The organism is Kribbella caucasensis (genome assembly GCF_004361855.1).
GTDB lineage: Bacteria > Actinomycetota > Actinomycetes > Propionibacteriales > Kribbellaceae > Kribbella > Kribbella caucasensis.
In genome coordinates this window covers 169,485-190,339 of sequence record NZ_SNWQ01000002.1, presented here as the reverse complement: position 1 = coordinate 190,339, position 20,855 = coordinate 169,485, and the positions used below count along the sequence as shown (strand labels likewise).

Annotated in this window: 23 protein-coding genes and 1 riboswitch; of the genes, 9 read left to right on the top strand and 14 right to left on the bottom strand. The window is 68.2% G+C overall.

All coding sequences use genetic code 11. The features are described 5' to 3' along the window. Positions 1 to 25 precede the first annotated feature (25 nt). Together EV643_RS44675 and EV643_RS44670 are read left to right on the top strand one after the other, a co-directional pair. Positions 26 to 973, top strand: coding sequence for a hypothetical protein (locus tag EV643_RS44675; RefSeq protein WP_202869396.1), 948 nt, complete (start codon positions 26 to 28; stop codon positions 971 to 973). Continuing rightward, positions 886 to 1,905: a hypothetical protein gene (locus EV643_RS44670; RefSeq protein WP_202869395.1), complete on the top strand. Its 1,020-nt coding sequence runs from the start codon at positions 886 to 888 to the stop codon at positions 1,903 to 1,905. The genes EV643_RS44675 and EV643_RS44670 overlap by 88 nt, the downstream gene beginning before the upstream one ends. A 103-nt stretch (positions 1,906 to 2,008) precedes the next feature. On the opposite strand, the gene ribH is transcribed toward EV643_RS44670, so the two are convergent. From ribH to EV643_RS04995, 6 genes are all read right to left on the bottom strand, one after another. Then, positions 2,009 to 2,479: a 6,7-dimethyl-8-ribityllumazine synthase gene (gene ribH / locus EV643_RS05020; protein WP_133798776.1), complete on the bottom strand. Its 471-nt coding sequence runs from the start codon at positions 2,477 to 2,479 to the stop codon at positions 2,009 to 2,011. Next, entirely contained in the window at positions 2,479 to 3,711 is a 1,233-nt protein-coding gene (locus EV643_RS05015) for a bifunctional 3,4-dihydroxy-2-butanone-4-phosphate synthase/GTP cyclohydrolase II (RefSeq protein ID WP_133798775.1), read from the bottom strand. Before EV643_RS05015 ends, ribH begins: the two co-directional genes overlap by 1 nt. Positions 3,712 to 3,714: 3 nt before the next feature. Continuing rightward, complete coding sequence (gene pnuC / locus EV643_RS05010; RefSeq protein ID WP_133798774.1) at positions 3,715 to 4,392, bottom strand: nicotinamide riboside transporter PnuC; 678 nt, start codon at positions 4,390 to 4,392, stop codon at positions 3,715 to 3,717. Then, positions 4,392 to 5,021: a riboflavin synthase gene (locus tag EV643_RS05005; RefSeq protein WP_133798773.1), complete on the bottom strand. Its 630-nt coding sequence runs from the start codon at positions 5,019 to 5,021 to the stop codon at positions 4,392 to 4,394. Before EV643_RS05005 ends, pnuC begins: the two co-directional genes overlap by 1 nt. 1 nt (position 5,022) lies before the next feature. Beyond that, positions 5,023 to 6,024 (bottom strand): bifunctional diaminohydroxyphosphoribosylaminopyrimidine deaminase/5-amino-6-(5-phosphoribosylamino)uracil reductase RibD, encoded by a 1,002-nt coding sequence (gene ribD, locus EV643_RS05000; RefSeq protein WP_202869424.1) that lies wholly within the window; start codon positions 6,022 to 6,024, stop codon positions 5,023 to 5,025. 160 nt (positions 6,025 to 6,184) lie between these two features. Then, positions 6,185 to 6,317: riboswitch (FMN riboswitch) on the bottom strand. Positions 6,318 to 6,400: 83 nt separating this feature from the next. Next, positions 6,401 to 7,339, bottom strand: coding sequence for an MBL fold metallo-hydrolase (locus tag EV643_RS04995; protein ID WP_202869394.1), 939 nt, complete (start codon positions 7,337 to 7,339; stop codon positions 6,401 to 6,403). A gap of 147 nt (positions 7,340 to 7,486) precedes the next feature. Between EV643_RS04995 and EV643_RS04990 the strand changes: the two genes are divergently transcribed. The 7 genes from EV643_RS04990 (at position 7,487) to EV643_RS04960 (ending at position 13,595) form a co-directional block, all read left to right on the top strand. Continuing rightward, entirely contained in the window at positions 7,487 to 8,365 is an 879-nt protein-coding gene (locus EV643_RS04990) for an ABC transporter substrate-binding protein (RefSeq protein WP_133798771.1), read from the top strand. Beyond that, entirely contained in the window at positions 8,365 to 9,114 is a 750-nt protein-coding gene (locus tag EV643_RS04985; RefSeq protein ID WP_133798770.1) for an amino acid ABC transporter permease, read from the top strand. Before EV643_RS04990 ends, EV643_RS04985 begins: the two co-directional genes overlap by 1 nt. Continuing rightward, the gene (locus EV643_RS04980; RefSeq protein WP_238165368.1) at positions 9,098 to 9,889 is read left to right on the top strand and encodes an amino acid ABC transporter ATP-binding protein; all 792 of its coding nucleotides are present in this window, start codon (positions 9,098 to 9,100) and stop codon (positions 9,887 to 9,889) included. The genes EV643_RS04985 and EV643_RS04980 overlap by 17 nt, the downstream gene beginning before the upstream one ends. 216 nt (positions 9,890 to 10,105) lie before the next feature. Continuing rightward, entirely contained in the window at positions 10,106 to 10,777 is a 672-nt protein-coding gene (locus tag EV643_RS04975; protein WP_238165367.1) for a polysaccharide deacetylase family protein, read from the top strand. Between the two features lie 159 nt (positions 10,778 to 10,936). After that, positions 10,937 to 11,221 carry a hypothetical protein gene (locus tag EV643_RS04970; RefSeq protein WP_133798768.1) on the top strand — a complete coding sequence of 95 codons (285 nt, stop codon included), beginning with the start codon at positions 10,937 to 10,939 and terminating at the stop codon, positions 11,219 to 11,221. A gap of 50 nt (positions 11,222 to 11,271) precedes the next feature. After that, positions 11,272 to 12,834, top strand: coding sequence for an IS200/IS605 family accessory protein TnpB-related protein (locus EV643_RS04965; protein WP_202869393.1), 1,563 nt, complete (start codon positions 11,272 to 11,274; stop codon positions 12,832 to 12,834). A gap of 41 nt (positions 12,835 to 12,875) precedes the next feature. Then, entirely contained in the window at positions 12,876 to 13,595 is a 720-nt protein-coding gene (locus tag EV643_RS04960; protein WP_238165366.1) for a polysaccharide deacetylase family protein, read from the top strand. On the opposite strand, the gene EV643_RS04955 is transcribed toward EV643_RS04960, so the two are convergent. The 8 genes from EV643_RS04955 to EV643_RS04920 form a co-directional block, all read right to left on the bottom strand. Further along, entirely contained in the window at positions 13,592 to 14,383 is a 792-nt protein-coding gene (locus EV643_RS04955) for an HAD-IIA family hydrolase (RefSeq protein WP_133798766.1), read from the bottom strand. The two genes, EV643_RS04960 and EV643_RS04955, sit on opposite strands and share 4 nt — an antisense overlap. Positions 14,384 to 14,421: 38 nt before the next feature. Next, positions 14,422 to 15,096, bottom strand: coding sequence for a ribulose-phosphate 3-epimerase (gene rpe, locus EV643_RS04950; protein ID WP_133798765.1), 675 nt, complete (start codon positions 15,094 to 15,096; stop codon positions 14,422 to 14,424). A gap of 12 nt (positions 15,097 to 15,108) precedes the next feature. Then, a complete protein-coding gene (locus EV643_RS04945) occupies positions 15,109 to 15,837 on the bottom strand; it encodes a cobalt-precorrin-6A reductase (protein WP_133798764.1) in 729 nt (242 codons plus the stop codon). Further along, positions 15,834 to 16,574, bottom strand: coding sequence for a precorrin-4 C(11)-methyltransferase (gene cobM, locus EV643_RS04940; RefSeq protein WP_133798763.1), 741 nt, complete (start codon positions 16,572 to 16,574; stop codon positions 15,834 to 15,836). Before cobM ends, EV643_RS04945 begins: the two co-directional genes overlap by 4 nt. Further along, positions 16,571 to 17,767, bottom strand: coding sequence for a precorrin-6y C5,15-methyltransferase (decarboxylating) subunit CbiE (cbiE, locus tag EV643_RS04935; protein ID WP_133798762.1), 1,197 nt, complete (start codon positions 17,765 to 17,767; stop codon positions 16,571 to 16,573). Before cbiE ends, cobM begins: the two co-directional genes overlap by 4 nt. Next, on the bottom strand, positions 17,760 to 18,161 hold the full coding sequence (locus tag EV643_RS04930; protein ID WP_133798761.1) for a pyridoxamine 5'-phosphate oxidase family protein: 402 nt from the start codon (positions 18,159 to 18,161) through the stop codon (positions 17,760 to 17,762). Before EV643_RS04930 ends, cbiE begins: the two co-directional genes overlap by 8 nt. Before the next feature lie 124 nt (positions 18,162 to 18,285). Beyond that, positions 18,286 to 19,884, bottom strand: coding sequence for an ABC transporter permease (locus tag EV643_RS04925; RefSeq protein WP_133798760.1), 1,599 nt, complete (start codon positions 19,882 to 19,884; stop codon positions 18,286 to 18,288). Then, positions 19,881 to 20,798: an ABC transporter ATP-binding protein gene (locus EV643_RS04920; RefSeq protein ID WP_133798759.1), complete on the bottom strand. Its 918-nt coding sequence runs from the start codon at positions 20,796 to 20,798 to the stop codon at positions 19,881 to 19,883. The genes EV643_RS04925 and EV643_RS04920 overlap by 4 nt, the downstream gene beginning before the upstream one ends. Positions 20,799 to 20,855 lie beyond the last annotated feature (57 nt).

Genomic DNA, 20,855 nt, shown 5'->3' with positions numbered 1-20,855 from the left:
CAGGTTAAGCCGGAAAGCTGGAGCCATGAACGACTTCGACTTCCTCACCGGCCACTTCGACGTGGTCCACCGGCAGCTGACCAAACCGCTGACCGGCAGCGACGAATGGATCGAGTACCACGGCACCACCACCGGCCGCACCCACTTCGGCGGCGGCATCAGCATCGACGAGATGCAGTTCCCCGACCAGGGCTACCGCGGCCTGTCCGTCCGGCTGTACAACCCGACCGAGCAACTCTGGTCCATCTACTGGGTCGACAGCCGCGACGGCCGGATCACCCAGCCGCCGGTCCGGGGATCCTGGTCCGACGACGGCACGGCCGACCTGACCGGGGAGCGCGAGTACGACGGTCGCCAGGTGCTCGCCCGATACCGCTGGTCCGACGTCACCGAGCAGACCGCCCACTGGGAGCTGGCCTACTCGATCGACGACGGCGCGACCTGGGAGACCAACTGGACAATGGACTTCACCCGCCGCGCGGATCAACCGCCGACCGTGGAGTTCCCGAAGGTCACCGGCGACTTCGACTTCCTCGTCGGCGAGTGGAACGTGCACAACCGCCGACTGAAATCGATCCTGGCCGACGCCGACGACTGGTTCGAGGCGCCCGCGGTCACCACCGGTACGACGTACTTCAACGGCGCCGTCAGCACCGACGAGATCGACTTCACCGGAAGGGGTTTCACCGGTTTCACCCTGCGTCTGTTCGACCCGGTCGAGAAGAAGTGGTCGATCTACTGGGTGATGAGCACCCGGGGTGTCCTCGAACCGCCGGTGCATGGTGGTTTCGACCACGAAGGCGTCGGGTCCTTCCACGGACCCGACGAGCATGACGGCAGGCCGGTCGACGTGCGGTTCCGGTGGACCACGGGCGAGGTGCCGGTGTGGCAGCAGTTCTTCTCCGGCGACGGCGGCCGGACCTGGGAGCACAACTGGACGATGACCTTCACCCGGCCGGAGCCGCGATCATGATGGATTTCGACTTCCTCACCGGACACTTCGACGTACTGCACCGCCAACTGGTCAAACCGTTGAGCGGCGGCGACGAGTGGACGCAGTACAGCGGCACGTGCAGCGCACGGACGCACTTCGACGGGGCGATCAGCATTGACGAGATGCGGTTCCCGGACAAGGCGTCGTACGGGATGTCGCTGCGACTGTTCGACCCGGTCGAGAAGGAGTGGTCGGTCTACTGGGTGAACAGCACGACGTACGAGGTCGGCCCGCCGGTGCGTGGCCGGTGGAGCGACGGATCTTGCTGGCTGGTCGGCGAGGACGAGTACGACGGACGGCCGGTGCTCGCGAGTTACGCCTGGTCGGACATCACCGAGACCACGGCGCACTGGGAGCAGTCGTTCTCGGTCGACGGCGGCGAGACGTGGGAACTCAACTGGACGATGGACTTCACTCGCCGGGACACGCCGCCGCCCCGGCCCGACGTACCGAAGGTGACGGGTGACTTCGACTTCCTTGTCGGCGAGTGGGACATGCACAACCGGCGGCGCCGGCCCGCTCTCGGCGAACCGGCCGAGTGGTACGAGCTGGAGTCGACGATGAAGGTCTGGAGCTACTTCGACGGCGCGATCAGCTTCGACGAGGGGTGGTTCCCGTCACTAGGGTTCCGCGGCGCGACGTTCCGGGTCTACAACCCGTTCAAGCGCACCTGGTCGATTCACTGGATCAACAGTCAGCGCGGGGTGCTGGAGACGCCGGTGATCGGATCGTTCGGTGCCGACGGCATCGGGATCTTCGAAGGGCCGGATGTGTGGGAGGGGCAGCCGATCGACGTCCGGTTCCGCTGGACGCCCGGCGCCGAGCAGGCCTCGTGGGAGCAGTCCTTCTCGACCGACGGCGGCCGGACCTGGGTGCCGAACTGGCAGATGACCCACACCAGGACAGCCTGACGCTCCCCGCTCATTCGTCGCCTTTTCACCCGCGAGAAGGCGTTCTGCGGGTCAACTGCCCGCACCGGCGGGTGAAAAGGCGACGAATGAACGGGTGGGGTGATTACAGCCCCTTGATGGCGACGAGCGTGCTTAGCGCGGCCTGGGCTGACTCGTAGCCCTTGTCCTCGCGGGAGTCCGGCAGGCCCGCGCGGTCGAGGGCTTGCGGGTCGTTGTCGCAGGTGAGCAGGCCGAACCCGATCGGCACCCCTGTCGTCACCCCGACCTGCATCAGCCCTTCCGTAGCCGCCTGGCAGACGTACTCGAAGTGCGGCGTGTCTCCCCGGATCACAACGCCCAGCGCGACCACCGCGTCGTACCCGCCCTTTGCTGCGTGCAGCGCCGCGACCGGCAGCTCGAAGGAGCCAGGCACCCGGATCACCTTGTACTCCGTGACGCCGGACTCCTCGAGCGCCCGGATCGCCCCGGCGACAAGGGAGTCGGTGACCTTCGGGTGCCACTGCGCCGCGACGACCGCGACCCGGGCACCTTCCGCGCGAGGCGTCTCGATCGTGGGTGCTCCGCTACCCGACATCAGTTGGCTCCCTTCTCGTCGGTCCCGGTGGGCAGGTGGTGGCCCATCCGATCGCGCTTGGTGCGCAGGTAGCGCAGGTTGTGTTCGGTCGGGTCGATGGAGATGCCGCGGCGCTCGACCACGTCGATGCCGTAGCCCTGGACGCCGGCCAGCTTGTCCGGGTTGTTGGTCAGCAGCTTCACCGAGGTGACGCCGAGGTCGGCCAGGATCTGCGCGCCGGTGCCGTAGTCGCGGGCGTCGGCGGGCAGCCCGAGGTCGAGGTTGGCGTCGACCGTGTCCCGGCCGGCGTCCTGCAACTCGTACGCCCGCAGCTTGTGCAGCAGCCCGATCCCCCGGCCCTCGTGACCGCGCAGGTACACGACCACGCCGCCTTCGTGTGCGACCTGTCGCATCGCCTCGTCCAGCTGCGGACCGCAGTCGCAGCGGAGCGAGCCGAAGACGTCACCTGTCAGGCATTCCGAGTGCAACCGGACCAGCGTCGGCCCGTCGCCGATCTCGCCGCGGACCAGAGCCAGCTGCTCCGACCCGTCGACGATGTTCCGGTAGCCGTGGGCAACGAAATCGCCGTACTGGGTCGGCAGGGTGGTGGTGGCGACCCGCTGGATCTGGCTCTCGGTACGGCGCCGGTAGCTGATCAGGTCCGCGATCGAGACCAGTACCAGGCCGTGCTCGTCGGCGAACTGCCGCAGCTGCGGCCCGCGCTTCATCGTGCCGTCGTCGTTCACCAGCTCGGAGATCACCGCGGCCGGCGTCAGCCCCGCGAGCCGGGCCAGGTCGATCGAGGCCTCGGTGTGCCCGGGCCGGACCAGGACGCCGCCGTCCCGCCCGCGCAGCGGGAACACGTGCCCGGGCTGGACCATGTCGTACGGCTCGGACGCCGAATCGGTCAGCACCCGGATCGTCCGGGCCCGGTCCGCCGCCGAGATCCCGGTACTGATGCCGTCCCGCGCGTCGACCGAGACCGTGTACGCCGTCCGCATCCGCTCGCGGTTGTGCGGTGTCATCAGCGGGATGCCGAGCCGGTCGAGATCGGCCGGCTCCATCGGCACGCAGACCACGCCCGAGCTGTACCGGATCAGGAAGGCCAGCAACTCCGGGGTCGCCTTGGACGCCGCGAAGATCAGGTCGCCCTCGTTCTCCCGGTCCTCGTCGTCGACCACGATCACCGGGCGGCCGGCCCGGATCTCGTCGATCGCGTTCTCGATGGTGTCCAGCTTCAACAGTTCGCCCATGATCTAACTCACCGCCACTGGTTCGGGGGCCGCCGCGACACTCTCGCGCTGGTTGATCCGCCACCAGGCGGCGAATCCGAGCACGCAGAACAACCCGTAGACGACGTACATCGCGGCCGACGGGTAGAACTTTGCCTGCAGCAACAGTGGTACGCCGACCACGTCGACCGCGATCCAGATCAGCCAGAACTCCACGTAGCCCCGGGCCATCCCGTAGGTGGCGAGGATCGAGCCGGTCAGGATCCACGCGTCCCACTGCGGACCCCAGGAGCCGAGGGCCTGGAGGACGAAGTACGAGATCGTGTAGAGCACCGCCGCGGCGCCGAGCAGCTCGATGCGCTCGCGAGCCGTCGCCCACCGCGGTTGTACGCCGGTCGCCGCGCCGCCGTGGCGGGTCTGGTACCAGCGGTACCAGCCGTAGAGGCTGACCAGGGCGAAGAACACCTGGCGACCGGCCTGACCCCACAGGTCCTTGTCCTGCGGCGTGTCGAACAGGCCGCCGACGAACACGGTGAAGAGCAGCACGTTACCGACGATGCCGACCGGCCAGGCCGCGACCAGCCGGCGCATCCCGAACAGCGCGCTGCCCAGGCCGAACACGTTGCCGACGATCTCGCGGACCAGCACCGGCGAGCCGGCGATCGTCACCCGCTCGTGCAGCAACCAGTCGAAGAAGTCCATTACTTGCCTCCAGCAACGGTATCCGGTCCTCCGCCCGCGGTGAGCAGGCGTTCGACGTACTTGGCGATGACGTCCACCTCGAGGTTCACGGTGTCGCCGACCTTGTTGCGGCCGAGCACGGTGAGCTCGAGCGTGGTGGGAATGAGACTGATCCCGAACGTGCCGGTCGAGTCGTCGACGTCGGTGACGGTGAGGGACACTCCGTCGACCGCGATCGAGCCCTTCTCCGCGACGTACCGGAGGATCTCCGCCGGGGCCGCCACCCGGACGACCTCCCAGTGCTCGGCCGGCTCGCGGCTCGCGATCGTGCCGACGCCGTCGACATGTCCCTGCACGATGTGGCCGCCGAGCCGGGCGTGCGCCTGGGTCGCGCGTTCGAGGTTGACTCGCGAACCCTTCTCGGCGCTGCCCAGGCTGGTGCGCTTCAGCGTCTCGCGCATCACGTCCGCGGTGAAGGTGCCGTCACCGGTCTCGACCACGGTCAGGCAGCAGCCGTTGACCGAGATCGAGTCGCCGTGCCGGGCGTCCTCGGTGACCTTGGGTCCGCGGATGGTGAGCCGGGCCGCGTCCCCGTCGAGCAGGTCGAGCGACTCGACGGTGCCGAGTTCTTCGACGATTCCGGTGAACATGTCAGAACGTCCTTCGGTCGAGCGGCGTCAGGGTCAGCCGGACGTCGTCGCCGAGACGAGTGACGTCCGCCAAGTGGAACCGCCGCAGGTGGTCGATTGATTCCGCGCCCAGGTCGCCGATCGCCGAGAACCCCGAGCCGAGCACCGCCGGCGCGACGTACGCGACGATCTGGTCGACCAGCCGGGCCCGGAGGAAGGCGGCGGCCAGCGTCGGCCCGCCCTCCAGCCAGAGATGCCGGATCTGGCGGTCGTCGAGCTGCCGGAGCACCTCGGCCGGATCGTGGGTGGGCAGCAGCAACGTCTCGGCCCGGTCGTTGCGGACCCGGGCGGTCGGCGGGATCTCCCGGTCGCCGACCACCACTCTGAGCGGCTGCCGTTGCGCCGGCCGGTCCAGCTGGTCGCGGACGGTCAGCTCGGGGTCGTCGTCCAGCACGGTCTGGGTCCCGACCGCGATCGCGTCGCACTCGGCCCGCTTGCGGTGTACGTCGGCGCGGGCGAGCTCACCGGTGATCCACCGGCTCGACCGGTCCGGCGCCGCGCTACGCCCGTCGAGGGTGGTCGCGAACTTCCAGGTCACGAAGGGTCGCCCGGCCCGGACGCTGTGCAACCACACCTGGTTGACCTCTTCGGCCTCCTGCTGGAGAACACCTTGCTCGACCGCGAGATTCTTGCTGCGCAGCTTCTCGGCGCCACCGGCCGCCTGCTGGTTCGGATCCGGTACGGCGTACAGCACCCGGGCGATCCCGGCCTCGATCAGCGCGTCCGCACACGGCCCGGTCCGGCCCGTGTGGTTACACGGCTCCAGCGTCACGTACGCCGTACCGCCGCGAGCCTGATCGCCGGCCATCCGGAGCGCCACCACCTCGGCATGCGGGCCACCGGCAACGGCGTGGAAGCCCTCGCCGACCGGCTGCCCCTCGCGACTGGTGATGACGCAGCCCACGACCGGGTTCGGATGCGTGCTCCCGATCCCACGGGCGGCCAGCTCGATCGCACGGCGCATCCAGGCGACGTCGACCGGTGAAGCGTTCTCCACAGACGATCCCTCGTTGTCACGGTCGCACTCCGGGGCCATGACAACCGGCACGCGCGCGACCGGACCGACTCGGTGCCTTGGCCCCTCTGATTGCGGGCCTGACCGGTCGCCGGAGCGCACCCGCCGATCGCGTGCGCCTCCCATCCGGACTTTCACCGTCGGTCCCGGAATTCCACCAGGTCAACCGGCCGCCGAACTGCACGGCCGGGTCGCGGACTGTCACCGCCGGCTCGGAATTACACCGACCCCGGAGCACGCGAGTGGGTTCACTCGTAGTTGAAGTGTACGACGGCCCGCAGCGCCCCGAATGTTGCTTCCACCACTCGGTCCCTGCACCGCCCCATCAAGTGTCCGACGGCCGCGGCTGTTCCGGCGGGACCGACCCCTCGGCGGCCGCCATCCAGGCGTCGAGGTCGGCCTGCGTGAACTCCCGCCACGGCGGAATATCAGGAAGCTGACGCAGGAGGTCAAACGCCTCTGCGATCCGGGGCCCGCGAAGCACGGGCGAGTGGCAGCCTGCGATGACGTCGGCGTCAAGCCGCTGGATGTCGTCCACCACCGCCTGGAACTTCTGGCTGTCCAGCCACGCGGCCCAGGGGGAGACCAGGCGTCCACCGAAGAATTGGCCATCCCGGAACTCGTCGGCTGACAGCTCCGCAATATCGGGCATGGGAGTAGGCACGTTCGTCGCGAAGGTATCCACCGACCACAAGACGTTGGTCTTCGAATCGAACAGGCCGCGGGTCGTCGGGTTGTCGAACAACGGTGGCCGCATGGCGACCAGCGTGCGGTCACCGACGTCGACGGTGTCACCCTCGTTCACGAAACGGCACCGGTTGAGGGGCGTCTCCCACTCGTCGGCCATGCGTCCGATCGAGAACCAGGTCGTCAGCAGCGTCGCGTTCGGGCATGCCGCGAGGACCGGTAAGAGGTTGCCGGCGTGGTCACGGTCGTCGTGGGTGAGGAACACCCACCGCACGTCGAGCGGATCGACCACGGACCAGGCGGCCTCCAGCCACTGAGGCCGTACCGCCGGCGCCCCGGTGTCCACGAGCACCGGCTCAGCCCCACGGATCACCATCGAATTCATCGGGAAGTGCCCGACCGGCGGGGCCTCCAGGGCCCAGGGAATGACAAACGTCTCCTCCGCGACCTCGTAAGGCTCCAGGAGATTGAACGTCTCGGTGGTTGTCATTTGCCTCGCCCCCTGAACTTGCCCCCTAGACAGGACAGTCCGCCGCAGCGCCGGCCTTGTCAATAAGAAGTGACTCGCGATCGACAATCGGGCTGATATACCACGAGTCAGGTGGACATTCCGGCGCCGTCTCAGCCGGTGTCACGGTGGAATTCGGTACCGCTGGGTGACGTTAACGTCGTGCGGTGGGCCAACCCCACCGACCAAACCACCACGTTCTCAAAGGAGATACCTGTGCGCGCCATCAGCGCCTTCCGCCGGTTCGCCGCCCTCGGTACGGCCGTCACCCTGGCCGTCGCGCTCGCGGCCTGCGGTAGCGATGACAAGACCGATGCCGCCGGCCCCGACCTCGGCCTGATCCAGCCCGGCACGTTGCGGATCGGCACCCTCACCGACGCACCGCCGAACGTGTACGTCAAGGACGGCAAGTTCACCGGGTTCGACAACGACCTGATCACCGCCGTCGCGGCCAAGCTGAACCTCAGGCCCGAGTTCGTCGGCACCGACTTCTCCGCGCTGCTGTCCCAGGTGAACAGCGGCCAGTACGACCTCGGCAGCTCCTCCATCACGATCACCGAGGCGCGCAAGAAGACGGTTGCGTTCAGCAACGGCTACGACTTCGGCTACCTCGGCCTGAACACCACCAAGACCTCGGGGATCACCTCCTTCGACCAGCTCAGTGGCAAGCGGGTGGTCGTTGTCCAGGGCACCGTCCAGGACGACTACGCCACCCAGAAGGACCTGAACCCGGTTCGCGTCCCGAACTACAACGCCGCCGTCGGCCAACTCAAGGCCGGTACCGCGGACGCGTGGATCTCGCCTGCCGAGATCGGCGAGAAGATGGCCAAGGAGCAGGGTGGCGGTGTGGTCATCCTGGCCGCCAAGGAGCTCAGCTCCGCGCCGACCGCGTACGCCGTGGCCAAGAGCAACGACCAGCTCCGCGAGGCCGTCAACAAGGCGCTCGACGAGGTGATTGCCGACGGCACCTGGACCAAGCTGGTCGAGCAGTACTACCCGGGCCGCGCCGTGCCCGCGTCGTTCAAGCCGGGTAGCGGGAACGTGAAGTTCAGCACGCCCAAGGCGACCACCAGCACCACCCCAGCCGCCGGCTGATGGACATCTGGTCCACTCTGAAAGACACCTTCCTCGACTGGGAGTCGATGCGGGCGGTTCTACCCGAGATGCTCAAGGTGGGACTCGTCAACACCCTCATCCTGGCAGCCGCCTCGGTCGTGCTGGGCACCGTGCTCGGCATGATCGTGGCGGTGATGGGCCTGTCCCGGAAACGCTTGCTGCGCTGGCCCGCGAAGATCTACACCGACATCTTCCGCGGCCTGCCGGCGATCCTGACCATCCTGCTGATCGGCCAGGGGCTGTCCCCTATCACCCGGCATTGGTGGGGCCCGAATCCCTACCCGCTGGGCATTCTCGCGTTGTCGCTGATCGCGGCCGCGTACATCGGGGAGATCTTCCGGTCCGGCATCCAGAGCGTGGAGAAGGGTCAACTCGAGGCCGCCCGCGCGCTCGGTTTCGGCTACAGCGCCGGCATGTGGCTCGTCGTCATCCCGCAAGGGGTACGCCGGGTCCTGCCGGCCCTGGTGAACCAGTTCATCGCCCTGGTGAAGGAGTCCAGCCTGGTCTACTTCCTCGGCCTGCTCGCCAGCCAGCGCGAGCTGTTCCGGATCGGCCAGGACGCCGCGGCGACCAACGGGAACCTCTCCCCACTGCTGCTCGCCGGCATCTTCTACCTGGTGATCACGGTGCCGCTGACGCACCTGGTCAACTGGTTCGACCGGCGACTGCGCGAAGGACGTCCCGAGGAACACGAGATCGAGGAGCTAGCTCATGCCGACCACCGCTGAGGACCAGACACGGCCTGACCGGGGCGGTGGGGTGGGGGTGCAATCGTTCGAGGCGGCCAGCCTGGAGGTGTCGGGGATCGAGCTCGCCTTCGGCAAGAACAAGGTGCTGCGCGGCGTCGACCTCGCCGTACCGGCCGGACAGACCGCGTGCGTTATCGGGCCGTCCGGGTCCGGCAAGTCCACTCTGCTCCGGGCGGTGAACCGGCTGCTCGAACCGGATGCCGGCGACATCCGGATGGGCGGTGAATCCGTGCTGACCAGCAATCCCGACCAGCTGCGGCGCCGGATCGGGATGGTGTTCCAGCACTTCAACTTGTTCCCGCACAAGACCGTGCTGGACAACATCACCCTGCCGTTGCGCAAGATCAAGAAGCTGACCAAGGAGGAGGCGGCCGACGCGGCACTCGCCCAGCTCGACCTGGTCGAACTGCGGGAGAAGGCGTCCGCGCGGCCGGGCAACCTGTCCGGCGGTCAGCAGCAGCGGGTCGCGATCGCCCGGGCGCTGGCGATGCGGCCCGAGGTGATGCTGTTCGACGAGGCCACGTCGGCGCTCGACCCCGAACTCGTGAAGGGCGTGCTCGCGTTGATGGCCGACCTCGCGTCCGCGGGGATGACGATGGTCGTCGTCACCCACGAGATGGGGTTCGCCCGGCAGGTCGCGGACCAGGTCGCGTTCATGGATCACGGCGTCGTGGTGGAGTCCGGCGTACCGGAGAAGCTCTTCACGGCCGCCGAGTCGCCGCGGCTGCAGCAGTTCCTGTCCCAGGTGCTGTAACACTTGGGCTCTGGTCTTTTGGGGACCGAGCGCCGATGGTGGGGTTGTTGTCATCGGCTACTGGGGGCAGTCATGCTTCGGTCTTCTCGGTTCCCGGCCAGGGTCGGCCGGCAAGTGTCCCGTGTCGGAGATTGCTTGACAGTGGGCGGCGCCCAGGCACCGCCCACGTCAAGGAATCTCCGACACGGGACACTAGGTCTTTGGACGGTCGCCGCGTTGGGGCTGATCGTCGCGCTCGGGTTCGCGGCAACCTCGACGCCAGCACCACCACAAACGTCGACCCCGCAAGCACAGCCCGTGGCGAGCGAGTGGGCACCGCCACCCGCGCCGTACGTCATCCTCACCTTCGACGACGGTCCGCATCCGAAGTACACCGCGCAGATCCTCAGCATCCTGCGCAGTTACGGGGCGAAGGCAACGTTCTTCCAGATCGGCCAGAACGTCGCGCGCTACCCGTACCTGACCCGGCGGGCGCACCTGTACGGCAACAGCGTGCAGAACCACACCTGGTCCCACCCGAACCTGCGGAACGTCTCCTGGTCGACGTTCAGATCCCAGGTCCTCAACACCGACAGCCGTATCCGCGCGCAAACGGGCTACACCCCGCGCTGCCTGCGACCGCCGTACGGCGCGGTGAACAGCCTCGTCTATCGTCGCGCGGCCGGCCTCGGCAAGACGGTCCGGCTCTGGACCATCGACACCGGCGACTGGTCCCGGCCTGGTACGTCGGTGATCGTGCGCCGCGTGCTCAACGGGGCACGCAGCGGCTCGGTGATCCTGATGCACGACGGCGGCGGCGACCGCAGCCAAACCGTCGCCGCGCTACCGACCATCCTCAAAACCCTGACGGCCAGGGGGTACCTCTTCTACCCGACCTGGTGCAGGTAGGGACCGGCTCCAGCTGTCCGGTATTCGAGGTAGTTGACGAGGAAGCGGCGTGGCCGCTTACTTTTCGGTCGGTCGCACCGATGGTGGAGGGGTACGAACAGTTCGCGACATACCGCGTGATAGTAAGCGTATGTGTGTTCTAGTTTGTATCCTGGAGGAGTGAATCTGACAGAGCAGTCGGCTGCGCCCGACTCGGTGTCGGCCCTCGAGTTGTTGTCGGTGGCGACGGGGAGGATGGTGGTCATGTTCCGGATTGAGAGTGATGTGGAGTTGTCGAGCGACTGGCTCCCCGCGGGGGCGTTCACGACTGTGTACGCCTCGCGGTCTGTTGCTGTGGCCACAGCGATCGAGGGTGTCGATGACCCCGCGGAGGTCGAGGTTCGGGTGGTGGACGCGGCCACTGGCCGGGTGGTGTGGCGGTCCACGGCGGAAGAGTTCGAGTGACCCGTCTCCGCTCTGTCGCGCGTCCGTTTGTGGCGTCCCCGGGGACGGGGGTGTGCATCCGTGACCGGATCAAAGGGCTGACCGCTGGCGACGAGGTGGTGCTGCGAACGGTGGGCGAGCATCTGGGGCGTCTGGCCTCAGCGGATCTGGCCTGCCGGGTTCGCGACGGACTCGACCACGACAGCGACAGGTGGGCGGATCGGAAGCGGGACCTGACCGCATCCTCGTCGTCACGGTGGGCGGGGTCGATCACGAAGGCCACCCACGACCAGTGGGGTCTGGCCCGCCGCGCCCAGCACGCCCACGCCCAGTCCCTGACGGCCGGTGTCCGCACTATCCGGGACCGGCTCTGCCTGCCCGTCGGTGAACCCGGCCGCAGCGGCCAGCCGGGTGGGTACCGTTCGCGGCAGGAATGGCACGCGAAGTCCCGCCGCCTGACCGTCTTGGAAGCACGCCTCGCGGCGGTGGAGGCCGACCGTGCGGCCGGGCACGTCTCGGTGGTGCGCGGCGGCAAACGGTTGCTGAACAAGCGGCACAACCTGAATGCCGCCGGACTGACCGAAGCCCAGTGGCGGCACGAGTGGGAGGCCACCCGCTGGTTCCTGTCCGCGGACGGGGAGTCAGGGAAACGGTGCGGCAACGAAACCATCCGCGTCACCCTCGACGGAGAGGTCAGTCTCCGCCTCCCGGCGCCGTTGACACACCTGGCGAACGCCCCGCACGGCAGGTACGTCCTCACCGGGCGAGTCACATTCGGCCACCGCGGCCACGAGTGGGGCGACCGGGTAGAAGCGAACCGGGCCGTCGCCTACCGGATCCACCACAACCCGGGGAAGGACCGCTGGTACCTGGACGCCTCCTGGCAACGCAAGGACACGACCGTAATACTGCTGGAGACACTCCGGGCAGGTGAAGTCATCGGGGTGGACATGAACGCCGACCACCTCGCCGCCTGGCGGCTCGACACCCACGGCAACCCCACCGGCAAGCCACGCACCTTCGCCTACGACCTCACCGGCACCGCCACCCGCCGAGACGCCCAGGTGCGGCACGCCCTCACCCGACTGCTGCACTGGGCCAAACAGTCCGGGGTGAAGGCGATCGCCGTGGAAGACCTCGACTTCACCGACTCCAAGACCCGCGAACAACACGGCCGACGCAAACGGTTCCGGCAACTGGTGTCCGGTATGCCCACCAGCAGACTCCGGACACGACTACTCGCCATGACCGCCGAAGCCGGGATCGCGGTGATCGCCGTCGACCCCGCCTACACCAGCCGGTGGGGCGCCCAACACTGGCAGAAACCCACCAGCACCCCCACCCACAAGACCACCCGACACGAGGCAGCCGCCATCGCGATCGGGAGACGCGCCCTCGGGCACCAGATCCGGCGACGGACGACACCGCCCCGACAGCACCAGACGGATGCTGCCGGGCATCGGACCCTCCAGGCCGGATCAGGCACCCCAGGGCGCGAGGAAGCCGGCCACCCAGGACCCGGACCACGGACACGATCCGTGCCACCGACCAGGAGCACGTACGCGGGCAACCAGGCGACCCAACACCGTTCGGGGCCGCCCACCGACCAGGACACAGTTCTGCTCAGTGTCTAGGAACGGTGAGGTAGTGAGGTCGCCTACGTCCGGAGGGACGCATGGTTCTTCGTCTGACGCGCAAGGGTCGCCGGGCTGCCGGCCTGATGATCGCGACACTGGTCATCGGCGTGATCACCGCGCTCGTGATAGCGGCGTCCGCTCCGCCCCGGCAGGCAGGTGGTCCGACTGCCGCCGTGTCCCCGGCGGCCGATCCGGCGAAGTACGTGTATCTCACCTTCGACGACGGTCCTGACCCGAAGTACACGCCGCAGATCCTCGACATCCTTGCTACCTATGGGGCCAAGGCAACGTTCTTCGAGGTCGGCGAGGAGGTGGCGAGACATCCGGAGCTGAGTCGGCGCGTCCACCTGCTCGGCCACAGCGTGCAGAACCACACCTGGTCACACCCCGATCTCCGCACCGTCTCGTGGGCGTCCTTCAAGGACCAGATCCAGACGACGGACCGGTACATCCAAGCGCAGACCGGCTACACCCCGCGCTGCCTGAGACCGCCGTACGGCAGTGTGAACAGCCTCGTCTCCAAGCGGTCGGCGAGCCTCGGCAAGGACGTCGTCCGGTGGAAGATCGACTCGCGCGATTGGGCGAGGCCCGGTACGGCGGCCGTCGTACGCCAGGTGCTCGACGGGGCACGCAACGGCTCGGTGATCCTGATGCACGACGGTGGCGGCGACCGCAGCCAAACCGTCGCCGCACTTCCGGCCATCCTCAAAACGCTGAAGGCCAAGGGCTACGTTTTCTACCCGATCTGGTGCCGCTAGGCCAGTGCGGTGACCAGTGGGACGACGTCGGCGATGGACTCGACGATGCGGGTCGGGCGGTAGGGGAAGCGGTCGACCTCGTGCTCGCCGGTCGAGCCGGTGAGGACCAGCACGCTACGCAGGCCCGCCTCGAGTCCGCTGATGATGTCGGTGTCCATCCGGTCGCCGATCATCACGGTCGTCTCGGAGTGGGCCTCGATGCGGTTGAGGGCGCTGCGCATCATCAGCGGGTTCGGCTTGCCAACGAAGTACGGCGCGACGCCGGTGGCGCGGGTGATCAGGGCAGCAACGGATCCGGTCGCGGGCAGTGGGCCCTCGGTGGACGGACCGGTCGGATCCGGGTTCGTAGCGAGGAACCGGGCGCCGTCCGAGATCAGCCGGATCGCCTTCGTGATCGCCTCGAACGAGTACGTCCGGGTCTCCCCCAGCACCACGTAGTCGGGCGCGCGGTCGGTCAGCACGTAGCCGATCTCGTGCAGCGCGGTGGTCAGCCCGGCCTCACCGATCACGTACGCCGTACCGCCGGGCCGCTGATCGTCGAGGAACTGGGCGGTCGCCAGCGCACTCGTCCAGATCGCGTGTTCCGGCACATCGATGCCACCGGCAAGCAACCGGGCCCGCAGATCACGCGGCGTGAAGATCGAGTTGTTGGTCAGCACCAGGAACTTCTTCCCCGACGTCTGCAACGTCTGGATGAACTCGCTGGCCCCCGGAATGGCGCGCTCCTCGTGCACCAGCACGCCGTCCATATCGGTCAGCCAGCTCTCCACCGGCTTCGGCTCGGTCATGCAAACCTCCCGGAGTAGGTGAACCAACGGCTCGGGTGCTAGCTCGCGTTCTGGCTGCTCGCGTTCTGGGCCAGGGCGCGGAGGTTTTCGACCATCGCGTTCGGGTCGTCGGCGGCGTACACCGCCGAACCGGCGACGAAGACGTCCGCGCCCGCCTCGGCACATCGCTCGATGGTCTCCGCGGAGACGCCGCCGTCGATCTCGATCCACACGTCGAGGCCGTGTTTGCGGACCAGCTCGCGAGTACGGCGGATCTTCGGGATGCACACGTCGAGGAACTTCTGCCCGCCGAATCCGGGCTCGACGGTCATGATCAGGATCATGTCGAGCTCGGACAGCATGTCCTCGTACGGCTCGATCGGGGTGGCCGGCTTCAACGCCATCGCGGCGCGCGCGCCCTTGGCGCGGATCTCCCGGGCGGTCCGGATCGGGGCGCGGCAGGCCTCGATGTGGAAGGTGACGCTGGACGCGCCGGCCTCGACGTACCCCGGCGCCCAGCGGTCGGGGTCCTCGATCATCAGGTGGCAGTCGAGCGGTTGCGATGCGGCCTTGGCCAGCGACTCGACCACCGGCAGGCCGAGGGTGAGGTTGGGCACGAAGTGGTTGTCCATCACGTCGACGTGCAGCCAGTCGGCGTTCGACACGGCGGCGGCCTCGTCGGCGAGCCGGGCGAAGTCGGCGGTCAGGATGCTAGGCGCGATCTGAATTCCCATGGGATCGCGAGTCTACCGACGCGGCGCCCGGAGCCAGTTGACGACCTGGTCCACCGACTCGACCACGGCGGCACCCGCAGGAAGCGCCGGCCGCCGGATCATCACGACCGGCAGACCGAGCTCCCGCGCGGCGACCAGCTTCGCCGAGGTCTGGGCTCCCCCGCTGTCCTTGGTCACCAGTACGTCGATCCGGTGCTCCCGCAGCAACGCCAGCTCGGCCGCCAACTCGAACGGTCCGCGATCCAGGATCACCTCACACCAGGACGGCGCCGGCTCAGGTGGATCCACACAGCGCGCCAGGATCCACAGTCCCGTCCCCGCGAAGTCCCCGAGCCCCTGCCGCCCGATCGTGAGGAACGCCCGTGATCCGACGGCCGGCAGAATCCGGGCCGCCGCGGTCGCGGACGAAACCCAGTGCCACTCGTCACCACGCGTCTCTGTCCAGCCCGGGCGCCGTAGTACGAGCAGCGGTACGCCGACCAGACGCGTCGCCTCGACCGCGTGCTCGGTCATCACCGCCGCGAACGGATGCGTCGCGTCGACCACTGCGTCGACCGGGTTGTCCCGCAACCACTGGACCAGCCCGTCCACTCCGCCGAACCCACCACGCCGTACTTCGCCTGCGGGCACGTGCGCGTCGGTGGTCCGGCCGGCGAGGGACGAGATCACGTGGAAGTCGGGCGTCAGCACCTGGGCGAGTTCGCGCGCCTCGCCGGTTCCGCCCAGGAGCAGGATCTTCATCGTTCGCGGGTGGTCGAGTAGAGGTGGCTGTCGGGGAAGTTCGCGGCGGCGAGGGTCCGGCCGACGATCACGACAGCGGTCCGCAGTACGCCGGCTTCGCGGACCTGCTTGGCGATGTCGGCGAGGGTGCCGCGGAGGATGAGTTCGTCCGGGCGGGAGGCGCGGGCGACGACCGCGGCCGGGCAGTCCTCGCCGTAGTTGGGGGTGAGCTCCTCGACGAGTCGTTCGATGTGCTGGACGGCGAGGTGCAGGACGATCGTGCCGCGGCTGGCGCCGAGGGTGGCGAGGTCCTCGCCGGGCGGCATCGCGGTCGCGCGGGCGGCGATCCGGGTGAGGATGACCGTCTGGCCGACCTCGGGCACGGTCAGCTCGCGTTTCAGTGCGGCCGCGGCCGCCGAGAACGCCGGTACGCCGGGCGTCACGTCGTACGGGATCCCCAGCGCGTCGAGCCGGCGCATCTGCTCGGCCATCGCGCTGAACACGGACGGATCCCCGGAATGCAGCCGCGCGACGTCGCTGCCTTGCCGATGAGCGGTGACAAGTTCGGTGAGGATCTGGTCGAGGTCGAGGTTCGCCGTGTCGATCTTGCGGGCACCCGATGGGCAGTGGTCGAGGAGTTCGACGGGCACCAGCGCACCGGCGTACAGGCAGACCGGCGAACTCGCGATCAGGTCCCGCCCGCGAACCGTGATCAGGTCGGCCGCGCCCGGACCGGCGCCGATGAAGTGGACCGTCATTTCGTCACGCTCCAGATCGTCACGGGCATCGCGGGCCGCCATCCGGTCATCCCGCCCACCGGCGACGCGCGCTGTACCGACAGCCGAACCAGGTCACCACCGAGCTCGGCGTACCAGTTGGCGATCAACGCCTCGGTCTCGAGCGTGACACCGTTGACCACCAGCCGGCCACCCGGCCTGAGCGCATCCCAGCAGGACTCGATCACGCCGGGGACGGTCGCGCCGCCGCCGACGAAGACCGCGTCCGGCGCTTCGAGATCCTTCAGGGCCGATGGCGCTTCGCCGACCACGGTCCGTACTGCGACGCCGAGGGTCGCCGCGTTCCGGTCGAGGCGCTTGGCGCGATCGGGATCCCGCTCGATCGCGACGGCGCGGCAGCTCGGGTGATGCCGCAGCCACTCGATCGCGATACTGCCCGCGCCGCCGCCGACGTCCCACAGCAACTGCCCGGGGACTGGTGCGAGCCGGGACAGGGTGACCGCGCGAACCTCGCGTTTGGTCAGCTGGCCGTCACTCTCGTACGCCGAATCCGGCAGGCCCGGTGTGGTCGGCAGGAGTTCGGCGCCTTCACCTCGGCAGAGGACGCCGATCACGTTGAGCGGGTCTGCGGTGTTCGTCCAGTCCTTGGCGACGGTTTTCTTGACGACTTCGTTTGTTGAGCCGAGTTGCTCCAGCACGGTGAACTCGCTGTCGCCGTACCCGCGCGCGATCAGCAACTCCGCGACCTCGGCCGGAGTGTGCGCACCCCAACTCAGAATCACGAGTCGACGGCCGGGCTGGATGTGCGGGTGCACGAGTTCAACCGGGTAGCCGACGAGGCTGACCACTTGCACCTGATCCTGCGGCCAGCCGAGTCGCGAACAGGCCAGCGAGACACTCGACGGATGCGGGATCACCCGGACAGCCTCCGCACCGAGCAACCGCGTCAGGGTGGTTCCGATCCCATGGAAGGTGGGGTCGCCGCTGGCCAACACGCAGATCCGGCTTCCCTGGTGCTCCGCCAACAACCCCGGCAACGACTCGGACAGCGGTGAAGGCCAACTGATCCGCTCGGCAGTATCCTCAGGAACCAAGCCCAACTGCCGAACACTGCCCATCAGCACCTCAGCCGACCGAACCGCCTCCTGGGCGGCAGGCGACAACCCTTCCCAACCGTCGGCGCCTATACCGACGACCGTCACCGACTCAGGCATTGCCGAGCACCTTCGTCACCGTGATCTCGATGACCACGCGCTCAGGATTCACCCGCGGCTGCCGATAGCGCTCGGCGTACCGGCGTACGGCATCCGCCACGCGCTCGGGATCGTCACTCACCACCGCGCGCCCCTCCAGCGTCGACCAAGTCCCGCCCTCCGTCTGGCTGACCGCCACCGCGGCCCCGCCCAGCCCGGCCGACCGGATCTGCCGCGCCTTGTGCGACCCGCCCGAACAGATCACCCGCACCATCCCAGCCTCGAAATCCACCGTGGCCCCCACCATCACCACATGCACGGTCGCGTCCTTCCGCACCGTGCTCAGCAGACACAGCCGCCGCTCGGTCCAGAACCCGACAAACTCCCCCGACCGCCCACTCAAGACCGATTCCACCTGGCGATCGTAGACGTTGTACCGATCGACATGAGGTAGTCACCCCGGCGACCTGACGTGCCGTGGCCGGCACGCTCAGCCACCCTGAGGAGGAGCGACTACCTCATGTCGAAATGTACGAATCTCAGCCGATGTCTCGGCGGCGGAAGGTGGTTGCGCCGGTTAGCAACAAGACAGCAGCTGTTGCGGTGAGCCAGATGACTGGGGTGGCGGAGAAGTCGCTGCCGGGGAGGCGGGGGGTGTGGGCGTAGGGCGAGATGTCCATGACCGCGTCGGGGGGGTCGAAGAGCGGGCCGAACTGGCCGATCAGGAGGAAGAAGCCGAACAGGACCCAGGCGCCGGTGACCAGCTTCGGGGCCAGGCCGAAGAGGAGCACAACCAGGGCGGTGACGATCCAGATCGCGGGCAGCTGGACCGCGGCGGCGGCGAGCATCGGGGGGACCTGGCGGCCCATGTTGCCGAGTTCGGCGCCGGAGGAGATCCCGGAGCCGAGACCGCCGGCGAGGATCAGGATGCCGGTACCGGACAGGGCCATCACGACGTGGCTGGCGAGCCAGCTGGTCCGCGTGATGCCGGTGGCGAGCAGTGGTTCGGCGCGCAGGGCGGTCTCTTCGGACCGGAGCCGGAGCGCCGCCTGGATGCCGAAAGCGGAGGCGAGCAGACCCATCACGCCCATCTCTGTGGACAGGAACGCGTCCGTGATTTCCTGCACCCCACCGAGCTTCTGGATCATCTCCTTGGCGCTCTCCGAGGACACGAACCCGTCCACGTTGCTGGCGATGTTCCCCACCAGGAACCCGAGCAACAGGAAGGCAAACGTCCACCCGTACAGCGCGCCACGCTGCAACCGCCACGCCAACGCAAGCGGCGACCGCAACCACGCCGCGGCCACGGCGGGACCCGGGCGTGGCCGGACCAGACCTGCCCCGACGTCCCGCCGGCGAAGCAACGCGAACGCAGCGAACACGAGCACGGCCAGCAACGCCAACGGAAGCAGGGCCACGGCAAACCGGTCCGACGCGAACGGACGGATCTGCTGGGCCCACCCGATCGGCGTCAACCAGGACGCCCATTGCGTACTCCCATCGGCCGCGGAGTCACCCAGTGCACGGAGTACGTAGGAGATGCCCAGGACGATCGCGACCAGACCGTTCGCAGTACGGGCGCCCTCGGTGAGCTGGGCGATCACGGCAGCGATACCCGCGAACGCGAGGCCGCCCGAGATCCAGGTCAGACCGAAGGCGAGCGAACCGGCGGCAGGCAGCCCGACACCGATCAGGCTCAACGCGGTGAGCAGGCCGACCAGTACGACGGTCAGCCCGGACACCAGGAGAGCTGCGGTGACAGCGGCGTACCGGCCGATTACTCCGGCGCTGAGGAGCTCCAGCCGTCCGGTCTCCTCCTCGGTACGGGTGTGCCGTACGACGAGCATCGCGGCGAGCAACCCGACCAGCAGCGCACCGAACGAGGTCAACTTGAACAGCGACAATTCACCCAGCGAGGTCGGGTCCCAGATCCGCCCGTAGAGCGAGACCAGAGCGGGCGACGAGTTCGCCGTCTCCGCTGCCTCGACCCTCGACTGGACGTCCGGGTAGAGCTCGATGGACGCCTGCGCGGAACTGGCGGCCATCCCCGCGAACACCACGATCCACAAGGGAATCAGGACCCGGTCGCGGCGCAAGGCGAGCCGCACCAGGGTCTTGGTACCGGCGAAGTCCTTCATCGCACGGCCACCTCAGGTTCAGAAGCGATCGTGTCGTCTTCGTAGTGGCGCAGGAACAGCTCCTCGAGCGTCGGCGGCTGGGCCACCAGGCTGCGGATCCCGCTGGCGGACAGCTGCCGCATCACGGCGTCGAGCTGGGCGGTGTCCACCTCACAGCGGACCCGGTTGCCCTGGACATCGAGAGCGTGGACGCCAGGCAGCTGGGCCAGGCCGTTCGGCGACGCGGCCAGCTCGGCCTGGATCGACGTACGGGTCAGGTGCCGCAGGTCGGCGAGGGTGCCGGTCTCGACCACCTTGCCCTTGCGGATGATGCTGATCCGGTCGCACAGCGCCTCGACCTTGGACAGGATGTGGCTGGACAGCAGCACCGTCCGGTCGCGCTGGCGTTCGTCTTCGATGCACTGCCGGAACACCTCTTCCATCAGCGGATCCAGGCCGGAGGTGGGTTCGTCGAGGATCAGCAGTTCGACGTCGGAGGCGAGCGCCGCGACCAGGGCGACCTTCTGCCGGTTGCCCTTGGAGTAGGTGCGGCCCTTCTTGGTCGGGTCCAGGTCGAACCGGCGGAGCAGGTCGTCGCGCTTCTTCGGGTCCAGGCCGCCACGCAGCCGGCCGAGCAGGTCGATCACCTCGCCACCGGTCAGGTTGGGCCAGAGGTTCACGTCACCCGGGACGTAGGCCAGCCGCCGGTGCAGGGTCGCGGCGTCGCGCCACGGGTCGCCGCCGAGCAGCGACACGTCCCCTTCGTCACCCTTCAGCAGGCCGAGCAGGACCCGGATGGTGGTGGACTTCCCGGCGCCGTTCGGGCCGAGGAATCCGTGCACCTCACCGGTCGCGACATCCAGGTCGAGACCGTCGAGGGCGTGCGTACTCCCGTACGACTTGTGCAGTCCGGAGACCACGATGGCTGATGTCATGATTCATAACGTACACTTCATTCAGAAGATTGTGAATATTGCTAACACGTTTCTCAC